11 protein-coding genes are annotated in these 11,154 nt (G+C 65.0%); 6 read left to right on the plus strand and 5 right to left on the minus strand.

Annotation, left to right across the window (positions count from 1 at the left end; translation table 11 throughout):
• Window positions 1–280: 280 nt before the first annotated feature.
• The 4 genes from AWB70_RS35740 to AWB70_RS35755 form a co-directional block, all read right to left on the minus strand.
• Window positions 281–1,516 (minus strand): multifunctional CCA addition/repair protein, encoded by a 1,236-nt coding sequence (locus AWB70_RS35740; RefSeq protein WP_053567129.1) that lies wholly within the window; start codon window positions 1,514–1,516, stop codon window positions 281–283.
• The gene (locus AWB70_RS35745; RefSeq protein WP_053567130.1) at window positions 1,513–2,133 is read right to left on the minus strand and encodes a glutathione S-transferase family protein; all 621 of its coding nucleotides are present in this window, start codon (window positions 2,131–2,133) and stop codon (window positions 1,513–1,515) included. Before AWB70_RS35745 ends, AWB70_RS35740 begins: the two co-directional genes overlap by 4 nt.
• A 31-nt stretch (window positions 2,134–2,164) precedes the next feature.
• Window positions 2,165–3,121 (minus strand): complex I NDUFA9 subunit family protein, encoded by a 957-nt coding sequence (locus AWB70_RS35750; RefSeq protein ID WP_014192589.1) that lies wholly within the window; start codon window positions 3,119–3,121, stop codon window positions 2,165–2,167.
• Between the two features lie 123 nt (window positions 3,122–3,244).
• Window positions 3,245–5,212 (minus strand): lytic transglycosylase domain-containing protein, encoded by a 1,968-nt coding sequence (locus AWB70_RS35755; RefSeq protein ID WP_053567131.1) that lies wholly within the window; start codon window positions 5,210–5,212, stop codon window positions 3,245–3,247.
• Between the two features lie 19 nt (window positions 5,213–5,231).
• On the opposite strand from AWB70_RS35755, the gene AWB70_RS35760 reads away from it, so the two are divergent.
• Window positions 5,232–5,861, plus strand: coding sequence for a 5-formyltetrahydrofolate cyclo-ligase (locus tag AWB70_RS35760; RefSeq protein WP_053567132.1), 630 nt, complete (start codon window positions 5,232–5,234; stop codon window positions 5,859–5,861).
• A gap of 14 nt (window positions 5,862–5,875) precedes the next feature.
• Here the strand turns inward: AWB70_RS35760 and AWB70_RS35765 are convergent, their stop codons facing one another.
• Complete coding sequence (locus tag AWB70_RS35765; protein ID WP_008352632.1) at window positions 5,876–6,388, minus strand: winged helix DNA-binding protein; 513 nt, start codon at window positions 6,386–6,388, stop codon at window positions 5,876–5,878.
• 181 nt (window positions 6,389–6,569) lie between these two features.
• On the opposite strand from AWB70_RS35765, the gene pxpB reads away from it, so the two are divergent.
• The 5 genes from pxpB (at window position 6,570) to AWB70_RS35790 (ending at window position 10,848) form a co-directional block, all read left to right on the plus strand.
• The gene (gene pxpB, locus AWB70_RS35770; protein ID WP_053567133.1) at window positions 6,570–7,223 is read left to right on the plus strand and encodes a 5-oxoprolinase subunit PxpB; all 654 of its coding nucleotides are present in this window, start codon (window positions 6,570–6,572) and stop codon (window positions 7,221–7,223) included.
• Window positions 7,220–8,260, plus strand: a complete 1,041-nt coding sequence (locus AWB70_RS35775; RefSeq protein WP_053567134.1) for a 5-oxoprolinase subunit C family protein — start codon at window positions 7,220–7,222, stop codon at window positions 8,258–8,260. The genes pxpB and AWB70_RS35775 overlap by 4 nt, the downstream gene beginning before the upstream one ends.
• Before the next feature lie 64 nt (window positions 8,261–8,324).
• The gene (pxpA, locus tag AWB70_RS35780) at window positions 8,325–9,074 is read left to right on the plus strand and encodes a 5-oxoprolinase subunit PxpA (RefSeq protein ID WP_053567135.1); all 750 of its coding nucleotides are present in this window, start codon (window positions 8,325–8,327) and stop codon (window positions 9,072–9,074) included.
• Window positions 9,075–9,175: 101 nt separating this feature from the next.
• A complete protein-coding gene (locus AWB70_RS35785; protein ID WP_014192595.1) occupies window positions 9,176–9,895 on the plus strand; it encodes a DUF969 domain-containing protein in 720 nt (239 codons plus the stop codon).
• Window positions 9,892–10,848 carry a DUF979 domain-containing protein gene (locus AWB70_RS35790; RefSeq protein ID WP_014192596.1) on the plus strand — a complete coding sequence of 319 codons (957 nt, stop codon included), beginning with the start codon at window positions 9,892–9,894 and terminating at the stop codon, window positions 10,846–10,848. Before AWB70_RS35785 ends, AWB70_RS35790 begins: the two co-directional genes overlap by 4 nt.
• Window positions 10,849–11,154 lie beyond the last annotated feature (306 nt).

An 11,154-nucleotide genomic window follows, 5' to 3' on the forward strand; every position in this document is an offset into this window, starting at 1 on the left:
AGCGCTGTGCCGAAGCTATTTCGTGCTGAACCAGCGCGCTTCGCGCACTGGCTTGTCAGACCGTGCGCGATCCAAGCCCGATTGGGCCTATGAGGGCACTCTTTAGGCGAGGGCCGTTCCCCGAGGAGAAGAATGGCCAACGTGCGTGTGACCGCGGGCGGTGAGAAAGCTGCTTTCTTTGGTGACTTTCTTTGCAGCAGCAAAGAAAGTTACCCCCGCCCCGGGGAGGGGCAGTGCTAATAAACCAACACGAAACCGGGATCCGGCGACAAAAAAGCCCTCACCCCCCAAGCGCGCCCCTCACCGCGCTAACCCTCGCATCATGCACCGCATCCCTAATCCTCAAAGGCTGATCGGCAAACTGTTGCGCCACCGCCCCCGCATCGACAGCCCGCGCAGCGACCAAAGCCTCCCGCAACCGCTCAGCCTGCGGATAAGGCTGCTGCTCCAACCCAAGCCGCCCACGCGCATCCGCCAAACAGGCCTGCAGCGCTTCGGCAAACCGCGCCGGTTTCCGCAACGCGTCCGATCGCTCAAAAAGCCGCACGAGCGCCGCCGCGCCCATCTCCATCACGCGATGAATATTGCCGTGCTCCCGCGCGACGAGCATCGCCAGATCGCGGCACTCGTTCGGCACGCGCAAGCGCTCGCACAACGGCCGCAGCAAATCGACGCTGCGCCCTTCATGGCCGACGTGACGCGGCAAGATATCCTCGGGCGTCGTGGCCTTGCCGAGATCGTGCGTCAGCGCCGCGAAGCGCACCGGCAACGCAAAACCCTGCGACGCCGCATAGTCCAGCACCATCATCACATGCACGCCGGTATCGACTTCGGGATGATAGTCGGCGCGCTGCGGCACGCCCCACAATGCATCGACCTCGGGAAGAATGCGCGCGAGCGCGCCGCACTCGCGCAACACCGCGAACATGCGCGACGGCTTCTTTTCCATCAGCCCGCGCGACACTTCCTGCCATACGCGTTCGGGCACGAGCGCATCGACTTCGCCGGCCGCGACCATCTTCTTCATCAAGGCCGCCGTCTCCGGCGCAACGTCGAAATCCGCGAAACGCGCCGCAAACCGCGCGAGACGCAGGATGCGCACCGGATCTTCGATGAACGCATCGCCCACATGCCGGAACAGCTTGTTCTTCAGGTCGCCTTGCCCGTCGAATGGATCGACCACCGCGCCGGTCAGCTCGCCCGCGGGCGTCACTTCGCGCGCCATCGCGTTGATCGTGAGATCGCGCCGCGCGAGATCCTCCTCCAGCGTCACGTCCGGCGAATAGTAGAACTGGAAGCCGTGATAGCCCGCCGCCGTCTTGCGCTCGGTGCGCGCGAGCGCATATTCCTCGTGCGTCTCCGGATGCAAAAAGACCGGAAAATCCTTGCCGACCGGCCGATATCCCTGCGCCACCATCTGCTCCGGCGTCGCGCCCACGACGACATAATCGCGATCGACCACCGGCACGCCGAGCAGTTCGTCGCGAATCGCGCCGCCGACTGCGTAGATGTTCATTGCGCCGCCTCGCGCGCGCCGTCGATCCACGCGGCGACCGCCGGCAGTGCCGTGATGCGCTTGCCATATTCGAGCGACGTCGCGCTCAGCGCCGGCGCATAAGTATTGAAGCGCATGACGACGGGCGCGTACATCGCGTCGGCGATACCGAATTCACCGAACAGAAACGGCCCGCCTGATTTCGCGAGGCACTCCGCCCAGATCGCCTCGATACGCGCGATGTTTGCAAGCACCTCCGGCGTCGCGCCCGTGCCCGGCGCGTGCGTCGTGATTTCCATCGGCATGTTCTGACGCAGATCCGCGAAGCCGGCGTGCATTTCCGCGCTGACGCTGCGGGCATGTGCGCGGGCGGCGGCATCGCGCGGCCACATGGCGTGCTCGGGATACCGCTCTGCAATCGTCTCGGCGATCGCCAGCGATTCCCACACGGCGTCGCCTGCATCGGTGACGAGGCACGGCACCTTGCCGGACGGCGAGACTTCGAGAATCTTCGACTTCGTGTCGGGCTGGCCGAGGCGGATCAGCGCCTCTTCGAACGGGATGCCGAAATGCTTCAGCAGAACCCACGGACGCATCGACCAGGAAGAATTGAACTTGTCACCGATTACTAGTTTCATGCGCGAGTTTCGTGCGATCACAAAGAGATGTTTAACGATGCGCGGTTGCGCGAAAAGCGTTGAAGCGCGAGCGCGACGCGTTGCCCGTCAGATAGAGCGGCGCAATCGTCTCGATGCTCGCGGGTTCGTCGATGCCCAGTTCCGGCGAAAGTGGCCCGCTCGCGATGCTCGGCGTCTTCATCGAATCGAGATTGTCGCGCGAGATGATCGGCTGGCCGGGGGCCATTTCCATTGTCATCGCCTGCAGGCGGCCGAGGCTCTCCGGCAGCTTGATGATGCGCGAATGCTTGCCGATGGTCGCGCCCGCGAAGCGCACGAGCTCCGCGAGCGTGTACACGCTCGGACCCGCGAGCTCGTAGACCTGGCGGTTCGCGGCGTCGAGGTCGAGCACGTTGACCATCGCCTTCGCCACGTCGCCGACGAACACCGGCTGGAACTCGGCGTCGGCGCACGCGAGCGGAATCACCGGGAACACGCGCTCCAGAAACGCGAACTGGTTGAGCAGATTGTCCTCGGGGCCGAACACGACGGAGCTGCGGAAGATGGTCCAGTCGAGTCCCGATTCGCGGACGATCTTCTCGCCGTCGCCCTTCGAGCGCAGGTACATGCTCGGGCCTTGCGGGTCAGCGCCGATTGCGCTCATGTGCAGCAGACGCCGCACGCCCTTCGCCTCGCACGCCGCCGCGATCTTGTGCGGCAGTTCCACATGCGCCTTCGCGAACTCCGGCCCATACGGATCGTCGCGCCGCCCCTGCAGCACGCCGACGAGATTGATCACCGCGTCGCTCTGATCGATGAACGCGGCGAGCTTGACGGGATCGTGCACGTCGGTTTCGATGACATCGACGGGCAAGAGCGTCAGATGCGCGGCGTTAACGCGCCGCCGTGTCGCAATGCGCACGTTCTTGCCGAGATCGACGAGCGCATTGACGAGATGACTGCCGATGAAACCCGAACCGCCGATCAGCGCTATGTGTTGGTGTCGCATGGTTCGCCTCTAGGGTCGCGGCCTGAAGAATGCGGCGTCAGTCAAGAACGGCGGCGCCGAAAATGAAAACGCCCGCGCGTCCTGTCATTCGACGCGCGGGCGTGAGCGTTCGCTGGCGGACGGTCAGGGCGCGATGTAGCCCAGACGCGTCTTCAACGACTGCGGACGGCCTTCGAACAGCGCGGCGTAATAGACGGTGTTCGACAGCACGTTTTTCACGTAATCGCGAGTCTCGGTGAACGGAATCGTTTCAGCAAAAATCGCACCCTCCACGGGCGCGCGCAAGTCCTGACGCCACTGCTTCGGCCGGCCCGGTCCCGCGTTGTAACCGGCAGTGGCGAGCACGGGCGAGTTGTCGAACTGATTGTAGATCATCGACAGGTAATTCGTGCCGAGCAGAATGTTGGTGTTGATGTCGTTCATCTGCTCGCGCGAAACCGGCCCGAGCCCGATCTTCTTCGCGACGAGCTGCGCCGTGCCGGGCATCAGCTGCATCAGACCGCCCGCGCCCACTTCCGAGCGCGCGTTGATGATGAAGCGCGATTCCTGGCGAATCAGCCCGTACGCCCATTCGATATCGAGCCCGGTATTCTGCGCGTCGCGCTCGACGATATCGCGGAACGGCGAGAGATAGCGCAGCGAGAAGTCGTGCTCGGTCTTTGTCTTGTCCGCGGTGTTGACCGTGCGGTCGAACATCTCGATACGCTTCGCGTACTGCGCGGCGGCGATCAACTGGCGGTCGGTCATGGTGCGCAGCGGCCAGTTCCATTCGCGATTGCCTTCGAGCCGCATGTTCAGCGCGTAGAAACGCTGCGACAGCGCGAAGCCGGGCACGGACTGCATCTGTGCGATTTCGGCGTCCGATACGGTCGTGCGCGGCGGCACCGTGATCTTCTGGCCGAGTTCTTCGAGCGCGAGCTGGCCGTAGAAATTGTATTGATCGGCGATGGTCTGGAATTCCTGATTCGCCGTGGCCGCGTCGCCCGCCTGCTTCAGCGCGCGCCCGTGCCAGTACACCCACGCGGGCTGGGCGCGCAGCGTAGGCGGCATCTGTTCGATGGACCAGCGCACCATGTTCCAGTCGCCGGCGAGCAGCGCGCTGCGCGTGCGCCATTCATACGCCGGGTTCGACAATTGCGCGTTCGCCGACAGCCGATACCAGTCCGACGCGGCCGGCATGCGCTTGATCGCCGCCTGATAGCCGATCGTTCCCCAGCCGGTCGCGCGTTCGGTGGGCGTCAGGCTCGGCGCGACGGAACTGAAGGTGGCCGCGGCCATCGCCGGATCGTTGCGCGCCATGCGCGTGATGGCGAGCAGCGTCAACTGATGCGCCGGCGTATTGGGCATCACGCCGCGCGCGAGATAGAGCGGCGGCTTGTTGACGGCGTCGTCCAGCAACGTGCCCTTCGGCTTTTCCTGACCGAGCGCCTCGACGATGTTCGAGCCCGTGGTCGTGTAGTTCTGCTCATAGGCGAGACGGATTTGCTGCCAGATGTCGTCGCTGGTGAACTGGCCCGACTCGGCGAGCGCGCCGATCAGATCGACACAGCCGTCGCCGTACCATTTCGGCTCGACGAGCAGCGCGCGCGCCGCGTCCGCGACGTTCTCGCCGCGCGACAGGCGCGCTTCGAGCGCATAGCACTTGACCTGCGTGTCGTCGTTCAGAACGAAACGGGAATATTGCTGCTCGAAGTTCTTCCAGTCGTGACGGCCGCCGAGCACGACGAGATAGTCGTTGCGCATGCGGTCGGCGATCGCCTGGCCGTCGTAGCGCTGCAGGAACGAGAGCACGGGCGCGTCGGGCGCGTCGATGCGCGCGTGGCCCTGCGAATCGAAAAGCTGCGGCTTGATCGTGAAGTATTCGAGGTAGCTCGGCGCCGGATAGTTGGGAATCTGGGCGGCGAGCGCGGCGGCCTTGCCGGCATCGTTCGCGCGCGCGGCATCGCGCAGTTGCAGGAAGATGCGGTCGTCCGGGCCGGGCGACAGGTCAGCGTCGGGGCGAACGGCGGACGCCGTGCTGCAGGCGACGAGCGTCACCGCGGCAAGGGCCGAGCCGACCGCGAGATATACTCGGTTGAGGCGTTTTGACATCGTTATTTCTGGAGCGCGAATGGTCTTGAACCGGGTCCTGAGATCGGAGGAAAGCATAGCACGCAACGTTTGCGATCAACCCAAGAGCGAACCTAAAAGCGCCCTGCGCGCAACGCTCCTCGCGACCCGCGAGGCGCAGAGCGAGCAGGCCGGCCAGGTCGCGAAGAATGCGGCGCTCGCGGCGCGCATCGAGGAAGTGCTCGCGCGGCACGACGCGCGCTGCGTCGGCCTGTACTGGCCGGTCGCGGGCGAGTTCGACGCGCGCGCCGCCATGACCCGCTGGCTCGCCGCCGATGCGGCGCGCGGCGGGGCGCTGCCGGTGGTCGTCACGCCGCACGCGCCGATGGTCTTTCACGCGTGGAGCGCGCACATGCCGATGAAGGAAGGCCGCTACCGCATTCCGGTGCCCGCCGAAGAGCGCGTCGTGGTGCCGGAATTGCTGCTGATTCCGTGCGTAGGTTTCGATGCCCACCGGTATCGCCTGGGCTACGGCGGCGGCTATTACGACCGGACGCTCGCCGCGTGGCCGGACGCGAAACGGCCGGTGACGATCGGCATTGCATACGAATCGGGCAAATGCGGCGTGCTGCCGCGCGAGACGCACGACATGCCGCTCGACGCGATCGTCACCGAATCCGCGATCTATTAGAGCGGCTGAAGCGGCTAGAGCGATGCCGCCGCGCGCGCAGCGGTATCGTAGAGACCGGACGCATTGCGCATCAATTGCGCGGCCTCGCCGATCTGCTCGTTGGTGAGTCCGCTTTCGCGCAGCGTTTCGATGAGGCACGCCTCGCGCACTTCGCGATATTTGCCGCAGAGCTCGCGCCCCGCCGGCGTCGCGGAAAAGAACACTTCCTTGCCTGACTTCTCGCTTTGCACATAGCCGCGGGCGACGAGTTTCTTCAGTGCATACGTGGCAACGTGCGTGTCCTCGATGTTCAGCACGAAGCAGATGTCGGCGAGCTTCTTCTTGCGGTCGCGATGGCTCACGTGATGGAGCAGCGACACTTCCACCGCCGTCATGTCCTTCGCGCCCGCGGCCGACATGCAGCGCACCATCCAGCGATTGAACGCGTTGCCGGCCATGATGAGGCCGTATTCGAACTCCGACAGTTCCGCGCTGGCTTCGGAGACGAGATGCTCGGACGAAACGATCTTGGTGGGATGGCGCGGCATGGCGATGGTCGATATGAAGTGCGTTGGAGTGTAGCTCAACGTCATTTGTGAGCGGAAAGCATGCCTCGGCGAAAACGTTAATTGATAATTTCTTGATAATTTATTGACAATGTAACATTCTGCGATGGCGCGAAGCCGGTCCGACCGGCGATATTTCGCGCCCGCAAAGGCAATCAAACGCATGACGAAACCACGAATCCACCCCTTGGGCGACACCGCGCTCGTGTGCGAAGCCGCGCCGCCCGCCACGCTCGACTGCCAGCGGCGCGTCTGGGCGCTGGCGGAACACGCGCGCCTGATGCCGCACGTCGTCGAAGTGGTGCCGGGCATGAACAATCTGACGATCGTGTTCGATCCGCTCGAAGCGGACTACGAAACGCTCGCGGCGCAACTGGAATCCGGCTGGGACGCCGCCCAGGCGGTCGACATGGAAAGCGCCGAAATCGAGATTCCCGTGCGCTACGGCGGCGCCGACGGCCCCGATCTCGCCGCGCTCGCGAAGCACGTCGGCCTTTCCGTCGATGAAGTCGTGAAGCGCCATACCGGAGCCGACTACGTCGTGTTCTTTCTGGGCTTTCAGCCGGGCTTCGCCTATTTCGGCGGGCTCGATCCCGCGCTCGCGATGCCGCGCCGCCCCGAACCGCGCATCGAAGTGCCGGCGGGATCGGTCGGCATCGGCGGGGCGCAGACGGGCATCTATCCGGCGGCGTCACCGGGCGGCTGGCAATTGCTCGGGCGCACGGAGCTGAAGCTCTTCGATCCGGCCAGGAATCCGCCGACGCTCATGCAGCCCGGCGATCGCGTGCGCTTCACGGCGCTGGAGGTGCGCGCATGATCGACGTGATTCGCGCGGGCGTCCTCACGTCCGTGCAGGACCTGGGCCGGCGCGGCTACCGCCATCTGGGCGTAAGCGCGGGCGGTGCGCTCGATGCGCTGTCGCTGGAAATCGGCAATCGCATCGTCGGCAACAAGCCGGATGCGGCGGGCATCGAGGTGACGTTCGGGCCGACCGTGCTGCGCTTCAAGCACGCGACGCGTGTTGCGATCACCGGCACGGATTTCGGCGCGACGCTCGACGACAAGCCGGTCTATTCGTGGTGGAGCCTGCCGGTGCGCGCGGGGCAGGAACTGACGCTGCGCGCGGCCAAGCGCGGCATGCGCTGCTACGTGGCGATCGCGGGCGGCATCGACGTCCTGCCGATGCTCGGCTCCCGCTCGACCGATCTCGCCGCGTGCTTCGGCGGCCTCGGCGGGCGTGCGCTGCGCGACGGCGACCGCTTGCCGGTCGGCGTGCCGCAGCCGCACAAGGGCATTGCGTTTTCGCCGGAAGAACCCGCGTTCGGCGTGAAGGCGCCGGCGTGGTGCAAGTTCGTGCTGGTCGACGAACCCGTGCGGCGCGGGCGTCATTCCCCGGGCCTTGCGTGGGCGGTGCCGATCCGCGTGCTGCGCGGGCCGGAGTACGACAGCTTTAGCGACGCGGCGCAGGAGCGTTTCTGGAACGAGGAATGGACGATCACGCCGAACAGCAACCGCATGGGCTTTCGCCTCGCGGGCACGGCGCTGGAACGCAGGGAGAAGATCGAATTGCTGTCGCACGCGGTTTTGCCCGGCACGGTGCAGGTGCCGCCGAACGGCCAGCCGATCGTGCTGATGGGCGACGCGCAGACGACGGGCGGCTATCCGAAGATCGGCGCGGTCATCAAGGCGGATCTGTGGAAGCTCGCGCAAGTGAAGCTGAACGGCGGCGTGCGCTTCATCGAGACATCGGTGGAAGAAGCGCGCCACGCGCTCGCCGATGAACGGCAATACGTGAGCCAGGTGGAAACGGCCATCGCGATGCACGAAGAACGCATCGCGCGCGCTGGCTCCTGAAGCGAAGACCGCGCGGCAGACGCGGCGCATCACACTCAACATTCAACGGGACGACCAAAACATCATGGAAATCGATCTCAATGCCGATCTCGGCGAAGGCTGCGGCTCCGACGAAGCGCTGCTCGATCTCGTGAGTTCCGCGAACATCGCGTGCGGCTGGCATGCGGGCGGCGCCACCGCGATGCGCGACTGCGTGCGCTGGGCCGTGGAGAAAGGCGTCGCCATCGGCGCGCATCCGAGCTTCAACGATCCGGAGAATTTCGGGCGCAGGGAAATGCATCTGCCGCCCGAGGAAATCTATGCGGGCGTGCTGTATCAGCTTGGCGCGCTGTCGGCGATCGCGCAGGCGGAAGGCGGGCGCATCGCGCACGTGAAGCCGCACGGCGCGCTTTATAACCAGGCGGCGAGAAGCCCCGATATCGCCGATGCGATCGTGTCCGCCGTGCACGACTTCGATCCGTCGCTGCTCGTGTTCGGGCTCGCGAACAGCGGGCTCGTCGAAGCGGCGCGGCGCGCGGGCCTGATCGCGATCGAGGAAGTGTTCGCGGACCGCGGCTATCGCGCGGATGGCTCGCTCGTGCCGCGCAAGGAGCCGGGCGCGCTGCTCGACGACGAAAACCTCGTGCTCGACCGCACGCTCGCGATGGTGCGCGAGCAGCGCGTTCAGGCCGTGTCGGGCGAATGGGTGCCGCTCAACGCGCAGACGATCTGCCTGCACGGCGACGGCGCGCACGCGCTGGAATTCGCGCGCCGCATTCGTGACGCGCTCGCCGATGCGGGCATCGAAGTCCGCGCGGCGCACGCCGACGCCTGAAGTCATTTTCAGCAAGTTCCAACGCCCCGCGACGTCGGGGCGTTTTAGCAAGAAAGCGCCCGGTTCGAGGCGCGTCTTTTCCTGTCAGTGTGGAGATCCTAATGGCAAATGCAGTCAATCTATGGCCGCTCATCGGCGTGGCCGTCATCATCGTGGGGTTCGTGCTGCGCTTCAATCCGATGCTGATCGTCGCGGCTGCGGCGATCATCACCGGCTTGGCGGCGCATTTTCCGGTCGAGCGCATTCTGACCGCGATCGGCAGCGGCTTTCTCAAGACGCGCAATATTCCGCTCATCATCCTGTTGCCGCTGGCGGTGATCGGCCTGCTCGAACGGCACGGCCTGCGCGAGCGCGCGCAAATGTGGATTTCGAGCATCAAGGCCGCGACCGCGGGGCGTCTCCTGATCGTCTATCTGTTCGTGCGCGAAATCACGGCGGCGGTCGGTCTGACGGGACTCGGCGGCCATCCGCAGATGGTGCGGCCGCTGCTCGCGCCGATGGCCGAAGGCGCCACCGAAGCGCGCTACGGCAAGCTCTCCGATGAAACGCGCTACAAGCTGCGCGCCTATTCCGCCGCGACCGACAACGTCGGCCTGTTCTTCGGCGAGGACATCTTCGTCGCGTTCGGCGCGATCGTGCTGATGGTCACGTTCCTGAAGGAAGCGGGCATCGTCGTCGAACCGATGCATGTGGCCGTGTGGGGCATTCCCACCGCGATCTGCGCGTTCCTGATCCACGGCTTCCGGCTGTGGCTGCTCGACCGCAGGCTCGCACGCGAGCTCGGCGCGCTCACGCGCAACGTCGCGGGAGAGAAGGCATGACGCTCACGATCAACTATCTCTTCTATCTCGTCGGCATCGTGCTCGTGGTCGTCGCGGGCATGATTCTCACGGACAAGTCGCATCCGCGGCGTCTCTCCGCGGGCGTGTTCTGGCTGATCTACGCGCTGATCTTTCTCGTCGGCGACTGGATTCCGGTGACGGTGGTCGGCGTGCTCGTCGTGGCGATGGCGCTGATCGCGGGTCTTGGCGGCGTGACCGGCGCGAAGCCGAAGATGCTTTCCGAAGAAACGCGCCGCCAGAGCGCCGTGCGGCTCGGCAACAAACTCTTCGTGCCTGCGCTGACGATTCCCGTCGTCACCGTGATCCTCACGCTTTCCGTGAGCCACCTCGTGTTCGGCGGCAAGCCGCTCATCGATCCGAAGAACGTGACGCTGATCGGCTTTGGCATCGGCTGCGTGATCGCGCTTGCAATCGCCTGCGTGATGACGCGCGATACCGTCGGCCAGTCGATGCGTGAAACGCGCCGGCTCATCGACGCGCTTTCGTGGGCCGCCGTGCTGCCGCAAATGCTCGGCATGCTCGGACTCGTCTTTTCCGATGCGGGCGTCGGCAAGGCGGTCGCGCATGTGACGACGGCGTACGTCAACATGGACTACCGGTTCGTCGCGGTGGCGGTGTATGTCGTCGGCATGGCGCTTTTCACGATGGTGATGGGCAACGGCTTCGCCGCATTCCCGGTGATGACGGGCGGCGTAGGCGTGCCGATTCTTGTCGGCATGTTCCACGGCAATCCCGCGACGATGGCCGCGATCGGCATGTTCTCCGGCTACTGCGGCACGCTCATGACGCCGATGGCCGCGAACTTCAATATCGTGCCGTCGGCGCTGCTGGAGTTGCCCGACAAGAACGCGGTGATCAAGGTGCAGGTGCCGACGGCGCTGACGCTCTTGATTGCGAATGTGTTTTTGTTGAACTGGCTGATGTTTATTTGAACGGCGGCGAGCGCGCGTTTTCTGCAACGCGTGCTCGCGCGCTCATTTCTGCTTCTGCCTGCGGCCCGCGTTTCACGCGCATCCTTCCCGCCGCACGCATTCGACTTCCCCTCCTCGCGGCGCGACCAGATCGTAAAAGTGCGTGACCGCGTCGCTGCTGTTCCTTCGCATTCCAAACGTAACCGTCCCTTGCGCTCAAATTAGAGGCAATTGGGTTTTCGACATCTGAGACGCCGCCTGTTTTAAGACATCGCTTATAGAGAAGGCGCACATCGATCTGTGACACTCTCGCCCGTTCCGCTCGGG

Source organism: Caballeronia cordobensis (genome assembly GCF_001544575.2).
GTDB lineage: Bacteria > Pseudomonadota > Gammaproteobacteria > Burkholderiales > Burkholderiaceae > Caballeronia > Caballeronia cordobensis.

Bases quoted from the DNA above. Each gene is read 5' to 3' on its own strand.
- AWB70_RS35765 (WP_008352632.1), bottom strand. From the start codon at position 6,388: ATGCCGCGCCATCCCACCAAGATCGTTTCGTCCGAGCATCTCGTCTCC.
- pxpB (WP_053567133.1), top strand. From the start codon at position 6,570: ATGACGAAACCACGAATCCACCCCTTGGGCGACACCGCGCTCGTGTGC.
- AWB70_RS35745 (WP_053567130.1), bottom strand. From the start codon at position 2,133: ATGAAACTAGTAATCGGTGACAAGTTCAATTCTTCCTGGTCGATGCGT.
- AWB70_RS35790 (WP_014192596.1), top strand. From the start codon at position 9,892: ATGACGCTCACGATCAACTATCTCTTCTATCTCGTCGGCATCGTGCTC.
- AWB70_RS35755 (WP_053567131.1), bottom strand. From the start codon at position 5,212: ATGTCAAAACGCCTCAACCGAGTATATCTCGCGGTCGGCTCGGCCCTT.
- AWB70_RS35775 (WP_053567134.1), top strand. From the start codon at position 7,220: ATGATCGACGTGATTCGCGCGGGCGTCCTCACGTCCGTGCAGGACCTG.
- pxpA (WP_053567135.1), top strand. From the start codon at position 8,325: ATGGAAATCGATCTCAATGCCGATCTCGGCGAAGGCTGCGGCTCCGAC.
- AWB70_RS35740 (WP_053567129.1), bottom strand. From the start codon at position 1,516: ATGAACATCTACGCAGTCGGCGGCGCGATTCGCGACGAACTGCTCGGC.
- AWB70_RS35785 (WP_014192595.1), top strand. From the start codon at position 9,176: ATGGCAAATGCAGTCAATCTATGGCCGCTCATCGGCGTGGCCGTCATC.
- AWB70_RS35760 (WP_053567132.1), top strand. From the start codon at position 5,232: ATGGTCTTGAACCGGGTCCTGAGATCGGAGGAAAGCATAGCACGCAAC.
- AWB70_RS35750 (WP_014192589.1), bottom strand. From the start codon at position 3,121: ATGCGACACCAACACATAGCGCTGATCGGCGGTTCGGGTTTCATCGGC.